13 protein-coding genes are annotated in these 19,710 nt (G+C 43.5%); 7 read left to right on the forward strand and 6 right to left on the reverse strand.

Translation table 11 applies throughout. The features are described from left to right. Positions 1-236 precede the first annotated feature (236 nt). The 7 genes from L0P88_RS06545 to L0P88_RS06575 all read left to right on the forward strand — a co-directional run bounded on the left by L0P88_RS06545 (position 237) and on the right by L0P88_RS06575 (position 7,346). Positions 237-1,583 carry an NAD(P)/FAD-dependent oxidoreductase gene (locus L0P88_RS06545; RefSeq protein ID WP_247133804.1) on the forward strand — a complete coding sequence of 449 codons (1,347 nt, stop codon included), beginning with the start codon at positions 237-239 and terminating at the stop codon, positions 1,581-1,583. A gap of 72 nt (positions 1,584-1,655) precedes the next feature. Further along, positions 1,656-3,260 carry a 4Fe-4S binding protein gene (locus L0P88_RS06550; protein ID WP_247133805.1) on the forward strand — a complete coding sequence of 535 codons (1,605 nt, stop codon included), beginning with the start codon at positions 1,656-1,658 and terminating at the stop codon, positions 3,258-3,260. Position 3,261: 1 nt separating this feature from the next. Continuing rightward, the gene (locus L0P88_RS06555) at positions 3,262-3,732 is read left to right on the forward strand and encodes a toxin-antitoxin system YwqK family antitoxin (RefSeq protein WP_247133806.1); all 471 of its coding nucleotides are present in this window, start codon (positions 3,262-3,264) and stop codon (positions 3,730-3,732) included. A gap of 160 nt (positions 3,733-3,892) precedes the next feature. Continuing rightward, positions 3,893-4,582: a glycosyltransferase family 2 protein gene (locus L0P88_RS06560; protein WP_247133807.1), complete on the forward strand. Its 690-nt coding sequence runs from the start codon at positions 3,893-3,895 to the stop codon at positions 4,580-4,582. 2 nt (positions 4,583-4,584) lie between these two features. Beyond that, positions 4,585-6,069, forward strand: a complete 1,485-nt coding sequence (locus tag L0P88_RS06565; RefSeq protein ID WP_158777001.1) for a cellulose synthase family protein — start codon at positions 4,585-4,587, stop codon at positions 6,067-6,069. A gap of 60 nt (positions 6,070-6,129) precedes the next feature. Beyond that, on the forward strand, positions 6,130-6,819 hold the full coding sequence (locus L0P88_RS06570) for a helix-turn-helix transcriptional regulator (RefSeq protein WP_409557712.1): 690 nt from the start codon (positions 6,130-6,132) through the stop codon (positions 6,817-6,819). A gap of 68 nt (positions 6,820-6,887) precedes the next feature. Continuing rightward, the gene (locus tag L0P88_RS06575; protein ID WP_247133808.1) at positions 6,888-7,346 is read left to right on the forward strand and encodes a GyrI-like domain-containing protein; all 459 of its coding nucleotides are present in this window, start codon (positions 6,888-6,890) and stop codon (positions 7,344-7,346) included. 213 nt (positions 7,347-7,559) lie between these two features. Here the strand turns inward: L0P88_RS06575 and L0P88_RS06580 are convergent, their stop codons facing one another. The 6 genes from L0P88_RS06580 to L0P88_RS06605 form a co-directional block, all read right to left on the reverse strand. Then, positions 7,560-9,128, reverse strand: coding sequence for a solute:sodium symporter family transporter (locus L0P88_RS06580; RefSeq protein ID WP_247133809.1), 1,569 nt, complete (start codon positions 9,126-9,128; stop codon positions 7,560-7,562). A 31-nt stretch (positions 9,129-9,159) separates the two neighbouring features. Continuing rightward, entirely contained in the window at positions 9,160-10,026 is an 867-nt protein-coding gene (locus L0P88_RS06585) for an inositol oxygenase (protein WP_247133810.1), read from the reverse strand. A 246-nt stretch (positions 10,027-10,272) separates the two neighbouring features. Then, on the reverse strand, positions 10,273-14,277 hold the full coding sequence (locus L0P88_RS06590) for a hybrid sensor histidine kinase/response regulator transcription factor (protein ID WP_247133811.1): 4,005 nt from the start codon (positions 14,275-14,277) through the stop codon (positions 10,273-10,275). Positions 14,278-14,319: 42 nt separating this feature from the next. Next, positions 14,320-16,278, reverse strand: a complete 1,959-nt coding sequence (locus tag L0P88_RS06595; protein ID WP_409557713.1) for a metallophosphoesterase — start codon at positions 16,276-16,278, stop codon at positions 14,320-14,322. Then, positions 16,247-17,317 carry a phosphatidylinositol-specific phospholipase C1-like protein gene (locus L0P88_RS06600; protein ID WP_247133813.1) on the reverse strand — a complete coding sequence of 357 codons (1,071 nt, stop codon included), beginning with the start codon at positions 17,315-17,317 and terminating at the stop codon, positions 16,247-16,249. Before L0P88_RS06600 ends, L0P88_RS06595 begins: the two co-directional genes overlap by 32 nt. Positions 17,318-17,330: 13 nt before the next feature. Further along, on the reverse strand, positions 17,331-19,667 hold the full coding sequence (locus L0P88_RS06605) for a GH92 family glycosyl hydrolase (protein WP_247133814.1): 2,337 nt from the start codon (positions 19,665-19,667) through the stop codon (positions 17,331-17,333). Between the last annotated feature and the right edge of the window lie 43 nt (positions 19,668-19,710).

A 19,710-nucleotide genomic window follows, 5' to 3' on the forward strand; every position in this document is an offset into this window, starting at 1 on the left:
ATTTTTTTGTGGTTGATTCCAATTCCTTCCGTCTGTCGAACGAAAGCGACGTAACCTACACTCCTCCTTAAAATTTTATGAAACTTTTAAGTTTTTAAAAATCAATAGGTTGAACGTTCGAAAGTTGCTGTCCAACCTTACAATGGCATATAAAATTTATAATCTTTCTAAATTAAAAACAGCCTGTAAAGTTTATACCTTTAAAAACGACAACCCTTACAACCAATAGCAGCCCAATGGAGAACATTGTTATTATTGGAAATGGTATTGCCGGAGTTACCGCAGCAAGACATATCCGTAAACTTTCCGACAAACGCATCATTATTATTTCTGCAGAGACCGATTATTTCTTTTCAAGAACGGCACTCATGTACGTGTATATGGGACATATGAAATTTGAACATATACAGCCTTATGAAAATTGGTTTTGGGAAAAAAATGGAATTGAATTGGTACGCGGTTATGTAACCCATGTAGATACCCCCAACAAACAAGTATTGGTGGATGGTTCAAGGGCCTTCCATTATCATAAATTGATTATTGCCACGGGTTCCAAGCCCAACAAGTTTGGCTGGCCAGGGCAGGATCTCCATGGGGTTCAGGGTTTGTACTCCAAACAGGACCTGGACCTGTTGGAAACAAATGCACCTAACAAAGAGGCCTGCAAAAGGGCCGTAATCGTTGGTGGCGGATTAATTGGTATTGAACTCGCCGAGATGCTTAGAAGTAGGGACATCCCGGTTACCTTTTTAGTCCGCGAGACCAGTTTCTGGAACGGGGTACTTCCCGAAGGGGAATCCCAGTTGATCAATGAACACATACGGGAACACCATATTGATCTGCAATTGGCAACGAATTTGGTTGAAATCATTCCCGATGAAAACGGAAAGGTAAAAGCGGTAACCACGGACAAAGGGGATACCATAGCATGTGATATGGTTGGATTGACCGCGGGCGTGACCCCCAATATTGATTTCTTGAAGGCTTCCGGTATTGAATTCGGCAGGGGGGTCAAGGTAAATCGTTATTTGGAAACCAATGTAGCGGATGTCTATGCCATTGGTGATTGTGCGGAACAACATGAGGCCATTGGAAATAGAAGGCCCATTGAGGCAGTTTGGTATACGGGAAGAATGATGGGCGAAACCGTAGCGCAGACCATTTGTGGCAATCGTATCGAATACAGACCAGGGCATTGGTTCAACTCCGCAAAGTTTTTGGATATTGAATACCAAACCTATGGATGGGTCTTTAGCGAAAGGGGAAAGAAAGAATTTGAGCAACACTTCCATTGGAGGGACGATAAAGAGAACCTATGCGTTACCATTGCCTTCCACAAGGAAACCAAACAGTTCTTGGGTATAAACACCTTCGGTATTCGTATGCGCCATGAAATTTTTGATCGTTGGTTGACCCAGCAACGGGATGTGGAGTATGTTATGGAGCATTTGGCAGATGCCAATTTCGACCCTGAGTTCTATGCGAACTATGAACATAAAATTGTTTCCAAATTCAATTCGGACTTTGGAAAATCCATAAAATCGAAAAAGAAAAGCATTAAAAGAATATTTCAAATTAGTTAATAGCGAATCGTTAAAGTTTAATAGGGCATTCCTTTTGCCTACCCATTGACCTTTGACCCATAACCGATACACATGAGTACATACGATAGAAGCATGGCCCTTACTGGCCAACCCCCTGTGATGCTAAGTCGAAATCAAAAAATCGCCACCCTGGTAGGGATGTTTGGCCTTGCCGTTATCCTCTTGGCAGCCTTCAACATCAATTTTCCGAACAAATCCCTTTGGCTTACCATTTCCCTTGTTTCCATAACGGGGGGCGCCGTTTGGTACTCCTGGGATGCCTATATGCACAAAGCCCCTGGAATTAAAAATGATGGCGTTTGGTTTAAATCCCTTTCAAGTCAGGGCTTTTGGGGTTGGATAGCCGGTATAGCCCTAACCGGGTTCTATATCGTGCTATACTTCTATCCGGAATACCTGGGTCTTGTGGCAAAGGGGGACAATAAAGGGGTAATCGGGTTATTTGACCCTTTAAGTAAGGCTTTGAGTGGCAATCCCGCCAGTCAATGGTTTGTGTATGGCACCTTGTATACGGTCGCCATTTTAGCCTTTGGCATTAAGTTCCTTTGGAAATACCGGCACAACAGATACGAAAGGATACGGACCTTTAGTGTTATGTTCTTTCAAACCGCCTTTGCCTTTATCATCCCGGAATTGATGGCCAGGCTTAATGGAAGCTCCTTATTGAATGGTGGAAGCCTCCCTTATTATGATTTAAAAAATATGTGGCCCCTGAACTACTATAATTTTGAAGGGTACCGCATTAAAGGGTTTTTAAGTTCCGGTGATATTGGTTTTGCCATGCTTATTTTCGGGATTGCCACCATTTTTATCATCAGCCCAGTTTTGACCTATAAATTTGGAAAAAGGTGGTACTGTTCCTGGGTATGTGGATGTGGAGGTTTGGCGGAAACCGCTGGGGACCCCTTTAGGCACCTAAGTGACAAAACGGTAAAGGCATGGAATATTGAACGCTGGGTCATCCATAGCGTTGTGGTATTTGTTACGCTAATGACCACAGCGGTGATCTACTCTTATTTAGGCAATGACACCAGTAAATATTGGCTGACCAAAAGTTCTTTTTTAATTGGTGTCGCCGTTTTATTGACCGCGGTTTTTGTCTGGGTGATGCTGTTTAAAAGGGAACAATTTAAAAAGGATGCCATCTATGGTGCCATTGGTTATTTTGTCATTATAATAGCCTTGATAGGCTTTCACTTTTATAGCGGTGATGGTAATGTATTCTTGTTCAAATCCGGGACCCTACGTAAATCCTATTCGTTTTTGATCGGCAGTATTTTCTCCGGAGTCATTGGCACAGGTTTCTATCCGGTTTTGGGAAACAGGGTATGGTGCCGTTTTGGATGCCCAATGGCAGCGATACTGGGTTTTCAACAACGTTTGTTCTCCAAGTTCCGTATCACCACAAATGGGGGCCAGTGTATTTCCTGCGGTAATTGCTCCACCTATTGTGAAATGGGTATCGATGTAAGGGCCTATGCCCAAAAAGGGGAAAATATCGTACGTTCCAGTTGTGTGGGCTGTGGGATTTGTTCCGCGGTTTGCCCCAGGGGCGTTTTGAAATTGGAAAATGGCCCGTTAAAAGGTAGAATAGACAGCAATCAGGTCCTATTGGGGAACGACGTGGATCTAATGAAATTGGTGAACCAAAAATAAAATGCTGCGCTACGCTCTGATCCTACTGATCCTTTTAAGCTCCCCGGTCAATAAGACCTACCATAGGGATTATTTTGATAATGGCAATGTAAGGGCACAAGGATGGAAGCTCGGAAATTCCAAGGAGGATTTTTGGAAATATTTCCATACCAATGGAAAGCTAATGAAACAGGGGCATTACAAAATGGACCAAAAAGAGGGCTATTGGTATTTTTACGACAAAGAGGGCAAGTTGGTAATGCAGGGGCATATGAGTAATGGGCAAAAAGTGGATTGGTGGCTGTTTTATGATGGCAATGAAAAAATAAACCACAAATGCCAGCTTAAGGACGGCGTAAAGAACGGGTATTGCCTAAAGTATGTGGATGAAAAATTGAAATCGGCAGAAAAATTCCAGAACGGAAAAAAGATAAAGGAATGGTTTAGTTTTGCGAGCTTTAAAAGAGAGAACAACCTTTCCGATCTAAAATAGCATTGGTTTAAACTTTTTGGATTGAAGCGAAAATTGATGGTTTTGTGCCCAGATAAAGGCTTTTTTGAGCTGCCTAGCTGGGCTACGCCGAAAGAAAAAGACAAAATATGGGTGTGAAACATTTTTTAAGCCAATTTGTAAAAGTTGAAACCGCTTTGTAATGGCAGATATAAAAGTTATCATTCCCGCTTTTAACGAAGCAGATTCCATTGCCCATGTTATTGCCGATATCCCAAAGATGGTTTCGGAAATTATAGTGGTCGATAACGACTCAACGGATGCAACGGCCCAAAACGCCAGGGAAGCGGGATCTACCCTGTTGCAGGAAAACCGAAAAGGGTATGGTTATGCATGCCTTTGTGGAATGCATTACATCGAGAATCAATCCAAACAGCCCGATATTATCGTATTTCTTGACGGAGACTATTCTGATTATCCCGAGGATTTAATAAAAATAGTCGACCCTATTTTAAATGAGAATATGGATTTTGTCATCGGCGCAAGAAAAAAAGCACTTCGGGAACCTGGTTCCATGACCCCGCAACAGGTTTTTGGCAATCAACTGGCCACCTTTTTGATGCGCTTGTTTTTTAGGGCAAAATTTACGGATTTGGGACCTTTTAGGGCCATTAAATACGAAAAGCTCAAAGAATTGGATATGCAGGACAAAACCTATGGCTGGACCGTGGAAATGCAACTGAAAGCCCTGCGTAAAAAACTGGCTTACAAAGAAGTACCTGTCCGTTATAAACGAAGAATTGGCGTCTCAAAAGTTTCAGGAACCGTAAAAGGTACTATATTTGCTGGCGTAAAAATTTTGGGTTGGATTTTTAAATACAGTATCAAATGATTATAGGATTGACCATTACTTATATCATTATTGCAGTTTACAGTATTGCTCTCATGCTGATCTTTTTCTACAGCTTGGCTCAATTGAATTTGTTGGTGAATTATTTGACCTATAAAAAACAAAATGAGGAAGCCCCAAAATTCAACTTGTTGGATCCAAAGGAGATTCCCTACGTTACCATTCAATTGCCCATTTACAATGAGGAATACGTTATGGAGCGTTTGTTGGAGAATATATCCAAAATCGAATATCCGAAAAGCAAACTCGAAATACAGGTACTGGACGACTCCACGGATGACTCCGTAGTGGAAACCGCAGCCCGGATCAAGGAATTACGGGCCACCGGATTGGACATCCAACATATTCGGAGGGAAAACCGGGTGGGATTCAAGGCAGGTGCCCTTAAGGAGGGACTGGAAAGTGCCAAAGGTGATTTTGTGGCCATTTTTGATGCAGACTTTATGCCCGAAAGCGATTGGCTAAAAAAGACCGTTCCCTACTTTAAAGACCCGGAAATTGGAGTGGTACAGACCCGTTGGGGGCATATTAACCGTGATTACTCCACCCTCACCAAAATTCAGGCCTTTGCCCTGGACGCACATTTCACCCTGGAGCAGGTAGGACGCAACTCCAAAGGACATTTTATAAACTTCAACGGTACGGCGGGTATTTGGAGAAAGGATTGTATTATAGACGCCGGAAACTGGGAAGGGGACACCTTGACCGAAGATTTGGACCTCAGCTACCGTGCCCAGCTGAAAAACTGGAAGTTTAAATACCTGGAAGATGTGGAAACTCCGGCAGAACTGCCCGTGGTCATGAGCGCAGCACGTTCCCAACAATTCCGATGGAACAAAGGAGGTGCGGAGAATTTTAGGAAAACGGTCTGGAGTGTCATCACTGCAAAAAACATCGATTTCAAAACCAAATTCCATGGAGTAATGCATTTGTTGAACAGTTCAATGTTCCTATGTGTCTTCCTGGTATCGCTTTTGAGCATTCCCATGCTCTACATCAAAAATACATACGGACACCTGGCCTGGGTCTTTGAAATTACCAGTTTCTTTATCGTTAGCACGGTCATCCTTTTCTTTTGCTACTGGTTTACGTACAAAAGCATTCAAGGAAGTGGATTTGATAAGTTTATAGACTATATCAAATTGTTCTTTACTTTCTTTTCCGTGGCCCTTGGCCTCTCCCTTCATAACTCCATAGCGGTTTTGGAAGGCCATTTGGGAAAACGAAGCGAATTTGTGCGTACACCAAAATTCAATATCAATAATTTGACAGATAGCTGGAAGGGAAATAAATACCTGGCCAAGAAACTGTCCCCAAATATGATTATTGAGTTTGGTATGATGCTCTATTTCCTTTTTGGGATGTACAGTGCAATTCCCCTGAATGATTATGGATTGTTCCCTTTCCATTTAATGTTGTTCCTGGGATTTGGGTTTGTTTTCTTTAAGTCATTGATGGCAAAAGCATAAACAACACCCTTTTTTCGTTTATCCTTATTTTAGTGCCAAAGGCTAAATAGTGCCCTTATTATGGAGGATAAACCGAGACTTTCCAGATTGACCGCGATTCTGACACAATTGCAATCCTCACGAATTGTAACGGCCAAAGTCCTTGCCGAAAAACACAACGTTAGTATACGGACCATATACCGGGATATAAGAACATTGGAAAAATCCGGGGTTCCCGTAGTGACCGAAGAAGGAAGGGGATACCGTATGATGGATGGTTATTCACTGCCCCCCGTGATGTTTTCCGAAGGTGAGGCCAATGCCCTGATCACGGCAGAGCAACTTATAAACAGGAACAAGGATATTTCCTTTGTGGAACAGTACAAAAGTGCCATTGAAAAGATCAAGGCCCTTCTCAAGGGCCCCCAAAGGGAAAAGGCCCACCTGCTTACCGAAAGGGTCTATTTTAGGAACAACTACGAAAACGAAAAATCCAGTAGTTACCTCATGCAAATTCAATTGGCATTGACAAATTTTCAAGTTTTGAAAATAGAGTACCTGTCTTCCAAACAAGTGCGAACAACACGAAAAATAGAGCCCTTTGCCCTCTACAGCACTCAGGAAAATTGGTTATTGGTGGCATTTTGCAGGTTACGAAAGGAATTTAGGGTCTTTCGGATAGATTATATCCAAAAAGTATCCAACACCTTGGAACAATTCGAGTCCCATAACATGACACTTGACGAATATTTCAAAAAACAATATGGCTGATGCCAACCCCTGACATACCCTTGTCATAATTGGACCATACTTTTGTGTCGATCAAAAAAGCAAAACAGATGAAAAACACAAAAATTGGAGAGTTGAACATTGTTGGGGTTTCCACACGAACCTCTAATGAACCTGGAAAAGCCGAGAGGGATATCCCGCAATTATGGCAAAAATTCATGTCCGAAAATTTAGGGGCCAAGGTTTCCGCCAAAGTAAATGAAACCATTTATGCCGTTTATTCCGATTACGAGGGCGATCATACCCAGCCCTATACGTTGACGATAGGCTACAATGTATCCCATCTGGACAATATTCCGGAAGAGCTTACGGTTAAAATAGTCCCCCCGGCCAATTACGCCAAGTTTATATCCAAAGGTGATCTCACCAAAGATGCCGTAATCAATACGTGGATGGAAATTTGGAATACCGAATTGAACCGTAGTTACACCATGGATCTGGAAATTTATGATGATAGGGCCATGAACCCTACCAATGGTATAGCCGAAGTGTTGGTTGCCCTAAAATAGTCCTTTTCCCCTAAAGATCAACGAGTCTATGGCAGAAGAAAAGACACTGGACCTATTGAAATAAAACACTTGCCCATAAAGCAAAAGTGTCATTTTCTTCTGCCTTCCAAGCACATGGGATTTAAATCGCAATTGGAAAATGGACCCTAGGTTGGTTCTTCGATACAATCAGTGTCCACAAACAGTTTTTAGTCACTTTCTTAGATGCCCTTCCTATGAGAGCATTACATAAATCAAAATTGTGAGTACGGTAAGTATAATGCCCGCCTGCCTTACCCTTGGCCAGGCCCGATCAGGATATTTGTAGGTATCATATACATAATCGGCCATGGGATAGCTTTTGGAAACCAGGAGCATGATGACAAAATTCAATACGAATTCCATGCCCCAGAGGTGGACAAAATGGATGTCCAAGTTTAGGATGAAAGTGGTCAAAATATAAAACGAGAACCCAAAAAACAGTCCCGCTTTGGCCCCAATGGCATTGATCTGTTTTACAAAAAGTCCCGCCAGAATCACAGAGGAAATGGGAATAAAGAAAATACCGTTCAATTCCTGTAACAGAAAATAAAGTCCGTCCGGGGCATAGGCAACAAATGGCGCAATCCCGATGGCCCCAACAGCAAGAACAACAGAGGTAAGCTTACCCCATTTCACCAATTGGGCATCAGTAGCATTCCTGTTGATGACCTTTTTATAAATATCATAGCAAAATATGGTACTGGCAGAGTTCAACACACTATTGAAGGTACTGAGCACAGCTCCCAATACCACAGCCGCAAAGAACCCATACAAGTAGGCGGGCAGTACCTTTTTCACCAATAGGGGATAAATCAAATCCGGATTTGCATAAAATTCATCCTGAAAGTAGTAATAGGCAATCAGTCCGGGCAACACAATGATCCCGGGCACAAACAGTTTTAAAACGCCCGTATAAATAAGCCCCTTTTGGGCCTCGGCCAGATTTTTGGCCCCAAAGGCACGTTGAATGATGGCCTGATTCATCCCCCAGAAATACAATTGGTTGATCATTAAACCGGTGAACAATGTAGAAAAGGGCAACACGGAATCCGGACTGCCTATGATATCAAATTTATCCGGTGCAAAATCGTAGACTGTGGCCAGACCATCGATTACATTGCCTTTTCCAATTTGGTATAGGGCTATGGCCGGAATGAGCAACCCGCCCAACATTAGACCGACACCGTTAAGGCTATCGGAGTACGCCACCGCCTTCAACCCGCCGAAAATTGCATAGAGCGACCCAATGACCCCTATGGTCAAAACGGTGTAGAGCAGTGCTTCGGTCTTGGTAACATTGAACATTTCAGTAAACTCAAAAACGCTTTCAATATTGATGGCGCCGGAGTATAACACTATGGGCAGTAGCGTCACCACAAAGGACAACATCAACAAGAAGGCCACGATTGACCGAATGGTTCCATCAAATCGTTTTTCCAAAAACTCGGGAATGGTTGTCAATCCCATTTGTATAAAACGGGGAAGAAAGAATATGGCCGCAATGACCAAAGCAATGGCAGAGGTCACTTCCCACGCGATGACAATGATCCCATTTTTATAGGAACTGCCGTTCATGCCAATTAGGTGTTCCGTGGAGATATTGGTCAGGATCATAGATCCTGCAATGATAGGCCCTGTCAAGGTTTTCCCTGCCAGAAAGTATCCCTTGGCCGTCCCAAAGTTGTCTTTACGGAGCTTGTATGTGGTATACAGGATAACAAGGAGCGTAAAGCCAAAAAAACCGAGATATGTAGCTGCCATTAAAGTTTGGTTGGTTTAATCTGAGCATTCTTTAGAACCTCAACTTTTCGGGCAAATATTTTGCAACAAGATCTTCGTAATAGGGCTTCAATGCCGTTGTATCGGGCTTTACGGGGGCTTTGGTGTACAAATCGTACGGATTGAATTTTTTTACCCATTCAAACATCTCCCGGTCCTTTTCATTCAACAAATGGTCATAGGCATGTTCACGGTGTTGGGCGTAAAAGGAATGGTAGCGAATCATATACAATGCTGGCTCCGGCAAATAGTCTTTCATGATGTGGTAGAGATACTCGTCATGGCCCCAACTCATTTTTACTGCCTCTAGACCACAGTTTTCCGAATATATCCCAAACTTGGTATTGTATCGCCCATCGCTATAATCCGTGTTTTCCGAAAAGAATTCCGGATAGACGATTTTGTCCGAAAAAGCGCAACCTACGGGAAAGGTATCACCAACAACAGCCCACTGTGGCTCCCCGAACAGGCACAGCACTTTCCCCATATCGTGCAAAAAACCGGTAAGCACAAACCAGTCAGGGTGCCCATCGGCACGTATGGCCTCCGAGGTTTGCAACAGGTGCTGCAATTGATCCAAATCTATGTCGGGGTCGCTATCGTCCACCAAGGTGTTCAAAAAATCGACGGCATCCCACAAAGACATCTCCCTCTTGTTGAACTGTAACAGTTCCTCCTGCTTTTTGCAGACAAAATCATAGGTCTGGAACGTATGGTTCAATCTGTAAAATTCCCGCACTGTATCCACCCTATGGGAATCCTCATAATTGCGGAATTCCTCTTTTTTCTTGCCATCCTCCGTCGGATCTGGATAACGCTTTAAAATATCCTCTTCCCAATGCTCCAATGATTCCAACGGATTGTTCTTATCTATGCCCATATCCTAAATTATATGTAAAAACTGTTATTCATTTTTCCAAATTGCAATGCTTTTGGGCCCAAATTGGCCATTGCCATTATATTCCTTTCGCCAAAAAAGTTCGCCTACATCTATTTCAGTAGTTCGGTTCCATCAAGCATAATCCCAGCACCAAACATAGCATTCCATGTCGGCATTGAAATGGACAAGTTTTTCAAAATTATGGAAAGATTGGTCATTTGCATTGTCAAATCATCAACATATTCACTATTTGATCAACTTACTTGGTGGGAATCCAAACTGTTTTTTGAAGCATCTACTGAAATAGAGGGGGTCATTAAATCCTATATAATCCGTAACTTCAGATACGTTATATTTTCTGGTTTTTAAGAGCTGGGCGGATTTTTTCAGGCGCACTGTCCTAATGAATTCATTAGGGGCCAAATCGGTCAGTTCCTTAATCTTTCTATATAGTTTTGAGGAACTCATCCCCAATTCCCTGCACAAAAAGGTTGTTGTAAGGTTTGGGTTATTTAAATTCTCGTGGACCAAAGCTGTTACTTTTCCCATAAATTCCTCATCCACCGGGGAATGTGTCAATAGACTTACTTCACTTTCCACTTCTTCGGAAAATTTTGCCTTTAGTTCCAATCGGGTGCGCATAATGTTCTCTATACGGGATTTGAGTAGGGAAGGGTCGAACGGTTTTACCAAATACCCGTCTGCCCCCACATTGAACCCCTTGATTTTATCCTCATTTTCTGACAGTGCGGTCAAGAGGATAATCGGAATATGGCTAATAAATTCATCATTTTTAAGGGCTTCGCAAAACTTGTAGCCGTCCATGATCGGCATCATCACATCTGCCACGCAGAGCACGGGTCGTATTTGTCGGCATAGGGTCAATCCTTCCTCGCCATTTTCAGCACTGTACACCTTATAATAATCGGATAGGTAATCCACCAGATAGCTCCTAAGTTCCTCGTTATCCTCGATAACCAAAATCTTTTCTTTGAGATGGGTACCTTGAATGATCTTTTTTGCCGATTGCACCTGTATGGACTCTTGTTTTTTTGACTTGGCAGCGTATTCAAATACCTCGGTCTCTCTATAAAGATTTCGGGCTATGGGGAGTTCCAAGGTAAATATACTACCCTTCGCATTATCGCTTTGTAGGCTTATGGTACCCTTATGAAGTTCGGTCAACGATTTGACCAGGGCCAGCCCAATTCCGGTTCCCGTATTGTTTTCCCTACTATTGGCTGCTTGGTAGAACCTTCGAAATATTTTTCTCTGACTCTCAGGCGGCACCCCAATGCCATCATCACTGACCTCAACCACCAACCAGCCCTTGAGATTATCCTTTAAACCAATAAAAACATCTACATGGCCATAGTTAGGTGTAAATTTTAGGGCATTGGACAGTAGGTTGTACAGAATCTTATCGAATTTGTCATGATCGACCCACCCCATGATTTCCTCTTCCTCCGCACTCAGATTATAATGGATCTTTTTGCTATAGGCCAATGGCTTGAACGAATCGAATATGTTTTGGGTCTGCAATAGAATATCCGTTTGGGTGACCTTTAGCTTCAATTCGCCGGTTTGCACCTTTCTAAAATCCAGAATCTGATTGACTAGGCCCAATAGGCGATTGGCATTTTCATAAATGAGGTTAGAGCGGGTCAACTGGTACGTATTTCCGTGCTCTTCACCTTCTTCGATCATTTGTTTGGCAGGTCCCAAAATAAGGGTCAACGGAGTTCGCAACTCGTGGGAGATATTGGTGAAAAACCGTAGCTTTTCATTACTAAGCTTTTCGTCATGTTCACGTTTCACCTTCACCATCAGTAGTTCCTGCTTTAGCCTTAGCCTGTTCTTTATTTCCTTTCTGATAAAATAGAAAACCACAGAGGCAAAGAATAGAAATACCAACAAGGCTTTGTACGTCAGCCAAAATGGTGGGGATATACTGATACCGTATGAGTTTTCGTTGCTCCAATACCCATTGCTGTTGGCCGCCCTGACTTTAAAAACATAATCATCCGGATACAAGTTGGTGTACCTAACCGTTCTTGAAGCACTGTTGACCGCGATCCAATCTTCGTCAAAGCCTTCAAGTTTGTACTCATATTGGTTTGAACGCTCCCGCACATAGGATGGCATGGCAAACTTTAAGGAAAAATTACGGTTGTCAAAGTCAAGCGCTATTTTTTTTACATAATTTAAATCCTCAGTGAGTAACTTTTGTCCATTGATAACCGTTCCTGGCAATACATCCCTATGGGCAATTTTGAATTCGGTAATCAAAGGTTGGGGAGCCCAATGGTTTTCGGATAGCTCCGAGGGTGAAAAATAAATGACCCCATTGTCCCCACCCAGATAAATCCGGGAATCATCATAAAACAAAAACCCTCTTTTGTTGTAAATGTTGGAACGCACCCCGTTGTTCACAAAAAAGACCCTGAAGTCCTCCGTTTTAGGGTTGTATTTTGCAATCTGGTTGTAGTTCATGTTCAACCATATATGGCCTTTTGAATCTATCCCCATATCCGTGACCCAGATATTCTTTAATTCCTTGGGGGCATCCTTGGCCAGAAACCGATCCCCTTGGGGGTCATAAAAATTGAGTCCATGTCGGGTAGCGACCCATACCCGGCCGTCCCGGTCAATCGAAATATCCTTTACCTTATTGTTGGTCAACCCATCGGTTTTGTTCTCGTCATAGCCATAGTGTTTAACTTGCCCATTGATCTCATCGTATCGGAAAACACCATTTTCGGTAGCAATCCAAAGCAAACCATATCTTGAGCCCACAATTTTGTTGATTTCCTGGGAACCAAGGCTTTCCTTAGCGACTGGGGCGCACTTCTTGGTGCCAAAATCGTACTGCCATAGACCTTTTCCCTTGGTTCCAATCAATAACTTGTTGGGTTCCCGTTGGTAGAAGGAGAAAATAGGGCCATTTTCAAACCCCAACCGCAATTCCTTAATGATCTTGAGATCATGATCATAGCAATAGACTTTGCCATCCCACATGCCAATGTAAAAGATTTTTTGGTCCAGGGAATAAATACTGGCGATGCGCTCCTCCACATCAAATATTTTTTCGATTTTCGTTCCCTTGGTCAAATAGATACCATTAAAATGGGTGCCTATCAACAGTTCCCCATCATAGGTTTTTCCAAAACTGCTGACCACGGGCGGTACCCTAGTGGAAAACGCTCGCTCGGAAATGAGTTTGAACTGGTTGCCAAAGGGGTCGTATTTCTCCAGCCCATTTTCAGTTCCGATCCATAAAACCCCGGATTTGTCAAAAAACAGTGCGGAAATGTAATTGTTGACCAAGGAGTTGGCATTGCTCATATCAGGTAGGTGGCGTTTGTATCGGCCTTCGGCAATATCCTCTAAGGCATCGCATGTTATTATGCCGTTTTGGGTTCCAATCCAATATTTCCCGTCCGGACCTTGGGTGATGCACCTAAAAAAATCCGGGTCTTTCTGTTGCACCAATTCAAAGGAATTGGAAGATCTGTCCAACTTGCCAAGTCCTTCTTGGGTTCCGGCAAAAATATCCCCTTTGTCATCTTCATAAATAAAATAGACCCCAGGGTTAACATTACTGTCCTTGTCCGAATATTGTAACATATAGCTTTTGAGATTCGTAAGGTTATTACCAGAATCGATGTCAAAAGAATATATGCCATGTTTAAAGGTCCCAATCCACATTTTCTTATCACGTGTTTGGGTTATGGCCCTCACATGTTGAACATCTTCAATGTTTATTTTTATAAATTGTTCCCGGGATTGATCGTAATAACAGAGGCCTTTAAATTTGGTGCCTGTCCATACCCTATCCCGATCATCCACAAAAACTGCCCGCACCCTGCTGCCACTTATACTGTTCAAATTGGTGGAATCGGGCAAAAAAGTGGCGAAAGATCCGGATCGTAAACAAAATCGGGTGAGTCCTTTGCTGGTGCCAATCCAAAGTTTTTCGTTTTTGTCCAGTGCCAATTTTGTGATATCATCATCCCGAAGGTAATTGGGATTATCCGGCTGCGCATGGTACACCTTGAAATCGTGCCCATCAAATCGGTTGACACCTCCAAAAGTGCCCAGCCACAAAAAGCCATTTTTGTCCTGCAGAATGGAACGAACGGTATTATGGGACAAGCCATCGGCGTCCCCATAGTGTTCAAAGACGATATCCTGCCCAGCTATTGACTGAACAAATAAAATAGTTGCTATGAATACCCTTAACTTTCGCACTGTACTATAAAGCTACAATAATGGTCATTTTGATTCAAATTGTCACTCAACTCGGATTACCTGCCCTTTTTCCAGGTCTACCCTAAAGTGGTCGGAAGGCACCCCCTGTAGCATTTTGCCAAATATCTTTGCAAAATCCCCAATCCTTTTTTGAGGCCCCTCCCCCTCGGATTGGAATCTACCCAATACTTCCAAATATTGTTGTAATCGATTGTGGCCAATATCGGTCAAAGCCAATTCATCTCCGTTTCGGATCTTATAAAAATCCACAATTAGGTCGAAACCGGTCCATGACCGCAATTGATTCCATGGCATTGTCCTATCCTCATGCATGGCCTTGGCCAACATACGATCCAGGGTGGCTTTATCCAAAATTTCATCGTGTACAAACAGATTTGAATCCATTTTGGCGGCGACCCATAACTCTGCTCCATTTAGGGATAAGAGTAGGTTTTTGGACTCTTTGGGCCAATCATTTTTCAAAAACCGTAACCGTACCAGTTCCCTTAAATGCCATTCGGTAAAATCCCCAAAGGTAGCTGAGGAAAGAATTTCGAAATCCCAAATATCTTGGGCCAGGGACGCTTTCAAATAGGCATGTTCCATTTTATAGAGCGGAAAAAGTTCCTGAAAATTTGGAACCGTGTCCATCCGAATGGTCTCTACCTCTATTTCTTCGGATGATCTTAAGGTAGCTATTTTATACGCAGGACAATAGGCTGCCAGGGAAGGAACCTGAACATTGACCAAGGTATTACCCGTTTTGGTGGTCCTAATTCCCGTATCATTTATATGCATATGTCCCCCAAAATGGATTTGTAATCCTGCCTCTGCAAATCCCTGTGCGATGGACTCCGAAGGAACACGATGCAACTGGAACGCGTTTTCCCCAAACATTTTGACCATTTCAATGGTGGCATCGTCGTTGAAGTCAACCATGGGATAATGGCTGAATGCGATAAGCACCTTTTCCTGCTTTTTGGCCATGGCAGCGACTTTTTTAACCCACGGAATCAAATGCCCTTTATGGGTGATTACCTGATTATAGCCAATACTGGCACTGCCGTAGTATTTGGGATTTGAAGGGGAGTTTTTCGCTTCATCCTTGGGAATGTAAACATTACCGTCCAAGGCCAATAACCATAACCCTTCCATGGGCTCCACCAAATAGCTTGCATCCGGAATTTTTATCCCATGGGATGAAATGGTGTAGGTTCTGTTTTCCAAGGTTGCCAATGGTAATGCCTTTTCATAGGAATAGGTTTCTGGGGTATACTCTGAAAAAGGGGTTTCCCAGTACAGATAATCATCCTTGGGGGAAAATCCATAATTTTTCAATGCGGACAACACCCCTTCATAGCCCATTGTTTGAATATCAGCAGTTACAATGGGCAAAAGATCATTGGCACTTTCCCTGGCCAGTTCCAACCGACTCACAATGGCCTGTTCCCGACCTCCATTTCCCAGAAAGTCCATTTTACCTGCCGGCATGGCAAAGGGCCTTACGGGGTCATGGTTTCCGGTGATGGCAAAAAAAGAGAGGTTATATTGCTGGGAATAATCATCCAAAATTTGCCGTACGGCCCTAACATTGAGGGGTTGTCCATCATCACTAAAGTCACCGGGCAGCACTACATAGGACACGCCACGTTCAACCGCATCATCCAAAGCCGCCAAAAATGCAAAATAGTTTTCATTAAAGAGGCGGGTGGACCGCAACTGTGCCCCCATGGTTCTTATGGTGTTGTATTTTCCGGTCATAGGGTTTTTGACCCCGGAATAATCAATGTCACCAAAAGTCCCATAAATGTCATGTAAATGAACATCCGCCATAAAAGCAATTTTGATGGGGTCCGTTGACATTACCTGTCTTTCCCCACAGGCGGATAAACATCCAATAAGACACAATATGCAACCTATTTGAACCATTTTACCAGTTTTTAGGTTTTCCAAAATGGGTACTACCAGCTTACTCTTTAACACGTTCATAGGCTCCATCATCAAAAATCACCTGAAAACCAGAGGAAAACAGGGTCGTAGGAATATAATAATCTGTGGAAATTACTTGTGCACCAGAGGCTTTGGCCTTTTGGAACCTTGTGTAATCAAAGTTTCTGGCTTCTTTTGTACCTGCATCTGCACGCGTCCTGACCATATAGCCTTTTTGGATCAGATTCCCGATATATTCAAAATTGCGAACCGGATCATTGACAATTCGAAAACCGGCCTCAGGGTTTCCTTCCTCGCTATTGACAAACATAGCGGCTTTGTGCAAGTTTGGGAAACCTTGCAGATATCGACCAATTTTCTCTTCATTTTCATCCAAAACAAACAAGATGCGGCCTCTGACCTCGTCAAGATCGGGCCATCCCGATTGCAATACGGCTTCTTCCAAAGTTGGGTGGTTACCCCTTACAAAATCCGGGGTAATCAAATCTTTATCTTTAAAAACACTTCTGATTTCTTGGTCTAAACTATCCAATGCATTTTTTGAAAAAGGTAAGGGTTTGGTCGTCCCATCCAGTGTTTGGTCCTTGGCATTGATCAGAATAACGATCGGGGTATGATCGGGATGTTCAGCACTCCATTTTTTAATGGCGACCAATCCATTCTTGAAAAGCAGGTGGTGACTTCTAAAATCGATGTCCTGGATATGGAACATTTTTAGACCTGGTTGGAGTAAGTCCTTTTTCAAATCGAATGGAATCGGGGGTACTCCCGTACTTTGAACAATACCCAGTCCCTTGGGCTGGGCATAACGGCCGCCAATGGGGTCATGAAATACATCCAGCTCTAAATTCCTCAGTCCCAAATCCAATTGTGTCCGTAATGGAGGATGTTCATATTGCAGGCTCATTGCAGCACTGCTATCCTTTATCCGGAGATACCGCAACAAAGGCTCCTCAATGGCAATTTTATAGCTATTGTGGCTGCCTATTACCTGGATTTGGTTCCATTTAAGAGGTTCCTCCTGTGAACAGGCCATCAGTAGAAGAATTAGGGCCCATTGCAATATCATACGGTTTGTCTTTGGTTTCACACTGCCTGTGTTTTTAATCGGTCAGGGAAAACGGCCTGTCTTCTTTCTGGGCTCCCCAGTTTTTATTGGGCTGTTCCCCCATTTCAAAATGGAGTACTCCCCCATCCATCATATCAAAATGGTTCAAGTAGTTTTTAGTGATCGGAACGCCGTTTACCTTAAGCGATTGAATATATTTTTTGCCTTTTGATGCTCCCGGAGCATTGATTATCAACTCTTTGCCATTCTCCAATGCAATGGTGATCTTATCAAAATGTGGCCCGGAAATTACATACTCCGGTACGGAAGGTGCCACGGGATAAAACCCCAGGGCCGCAAAAACATACCAGGCGGACATCTGCCCGGCATCGTCATTACCGCTGAGGCCCCCAACCTCGCTGCTGTATTCCGTTTTCATGATGCGGTCCACCAGCTTTTGGGTTTTCCAAGGCTCCCCTGAAAAGTTGTATAAAAAGGGAATTTGGTGTCCCGGCTCATTGCCATGCCAATACTGACCCGTTCTATGAAAATTGTCCAGATTTTGGTTGAACCCTTTTTCACCCCCCATAAGCTCCACAAGGCCACGAACGTCGTGGGGAACATACCAGGTGTATTGGTAGGGTGTTCCCTCGGTGATAAAGGGTTGTCGCACATACTTGTCAAAATCCGCAATAAAGTTTCCATTGGCATACTTGCCCCGGACACAGGAATCCTGCACACTATAGACATGGCGATAGTTCCTGGCCCGTTCGGTCAAAATTTCCATATTTTTTTTGTCCCCTTTCCTTTTCGCGACACGGCTCAGTGCAAAGTCGTCAAAGGCGTACTCCAAGGTTCTTGATACCTGTTCGTTTTTATGGAAGGATTCCTCCACCAAATCCTCCAACGGCACATAACCGTATTTTAGATAGGATTCCAAGGCTCGACGGCCCTTTCCTTGTTTGTACGCTTCAAAGTCTTTGGGCGATTCAAAGGCATTTTTGAGGAGATAGGCATATTGTTGATCCGTGAGGTCAATCACTCCCTTGACATAGGCATCGGCCACAGTGGCTATCACATGGTCACCAATCATGGCCGAGGTATAGTGGTTCCAACAGGGAAAAATGGGAAGCCAACCGCCCTGTTCGGCCATAAGGAACAAACTGTTCATCATCTGTGCATTTACGGAGGGGGTAAGCAAATTAAACAGTGGATGCGATGCCCTGTAGGTATCCCACATGGAGAAATCCGTGAAATAGTCGCCTCCTCCGGTATTGAGCAACTGTTCCCCACCTGCAAAACTTTTATATGTGCCGTCCGCATCATTAAAAACCCTGGGCTGTAAATAGCTGTGATACAATGCGGTATAAAACATGATTTTGTCCTCTTCACTACCGCCTTCCACCCTGACCTTTGCCAATAGGTTTTCCCAGGTGGTTTTTAGGTTAGCCTTGGCCGATTCGAAGCTCAAATGCCCGGTTTCGCGCTCCAGGTTTTTCCTGGCCTCGGCAATGCCGGTAAAAGAAGTGCCCACCACGGCCTCAATGGTTTCGCCTTGTTTCACCTTAAAGGAAGCATAGCCCCCACTGTTTTTTTGATTGGAAATTTCAATTGCCTTTTCCAGGATTTCATTTTGGCGGTACACCCCGTAGTTTTCAAAACTTCGGGCAAATCGAACTACAAAATATCCGCTAAATCCGGCAGGTTCACCCCATCCCTGATAAATGCGATGTACGGGGTTGTACCCCACAATTTCATTGGATTCGGGCAGAATCTGCACAAAACCTTCCCCTTCATCACTGTTGGGATTTACCACTACATGGGCTTCCCCCTGTTTGTTATACGTAAATTTGAAAAGACCGGAACGCTTGGTGGCCGTCATTTCAACAGTCACATCATGGTCTTCCAACTCTACTTCATAGACAAAAGGAGTGGCCCTTTCTTTTTTATGGTAAAACTTGGATCCCCTTTCCTCGGGAAGGCATTTAAGATTCCCTGAGATGGGCATAATCGTCATACTGCCATAATCCTGAACGCAGGAGCCGCTGAGCCAATGACTTCCCCTAAACCCCTGGATAATGGAATCGGTATAATAGTAGGGGGCATGACATTTGGTTTCGGTCACCTTGGTCTGGGGTGTCCAGTTGGTCATTCCAAAAGGTATGGTCACATAAGGCACCACTTGGGCGTTGTTCTCTTTGCCATGCCCATGTTTTAAGGCACTTATAGTAGTGGCAGGTGCCGTGCCAATAAGGGGATTAACGTAGGTGACCAACGCCTTTTGGGAGGTTTTGACCATCGTTTCACAACCCAGCACCAAAAAAAGGACCGCACTTACCATGGCCATCCCACGATGGGTTTTTAATCTAGCCTTGAAAAAGATATCCTTCATACTAACTTCCTATCAACAAGAACCGGTGCCCTATAAAGTCGTC

This window comes from Muricauda sp. SCSIO 64092, from assembly GCF_023016285.1.
GTDB lineage: Bacteria > Bacteroidota > Bacteroidia > Flavobacteriales > Flavobacteriaceae > Croceivirga.

Bases quoted from the DNA above. Each gene is read 5' to 3' on its own strand.
- L0P88_RS06545 (WP_247133804.1), top strand. From the start codon at position 237: ATGGAGAACATTGTTATTATTGGAAATGGTATTGCCGGAGTTACCGCA.
- L0P88_RS06550 (WP_247133805.1), top strand. From the start codon at position 1,656: ATGAGTACATACGATAGAAGCATGGCCCTTACTGGCCAACCCCCTGTG.
- L0P88_RS06555 (WP_247133806.1), top strand. From the start codon at position 3,262: ATGCTGCGCTACGCTCTGATCCTACTGATCCTTTTAAGCTCCCCGGTC.
- L0P88_RS06560 (WP_247133807.1), top strand. From the start codon at position 3,893: ATGGCAGATATAAAAGTTATCATTCCCGCTTTTAACGAAGCAGATTCC.
- L0P88_RS06570 (WP_409557712.1), top strand. From the start codon at position 6,130: ATGGAGGATAAACCGAGACTTTCCAGATTGACCGCGATTCTGACACAA.
- L0P88_RS06575 (WP_247133808.1), top strand. From the start codon at position 6,888: ATGAAAAACACAAAAATTGGAGAGTTGAACATTGTTGGGGTTTCCACA.
- L0P88_RS06580 (WP_247133809.1), bottom strand. From the start codon at position 9,128: ATGGCAGCTACATATCTCGGTTTTTTTGGCTTTACGCTCCTTGTTATC.
- L0P88_RS06585 (WP_247133810.1), bottom strand. From the start codon at position 10,026: ATGGGCATAGATAAGAACAATCCGTTGGAATCATTGGAGCATTGGGAA.
- L0P88_RS06595 (WP_409557713.1), bottom strand. From the start codon at position 16,278: ATGATGGAGCCTATGAACGTGTTAAAGAGTAAGCTGGTAGTACCCATT.
- L0P88_RS06605 (WP_247133814.1), bottom strand. From the start codon at position 19,667: ATGAAGGATATCTTTTTCAAGGCTAGATTAAAAACCCATCGTGGGATG.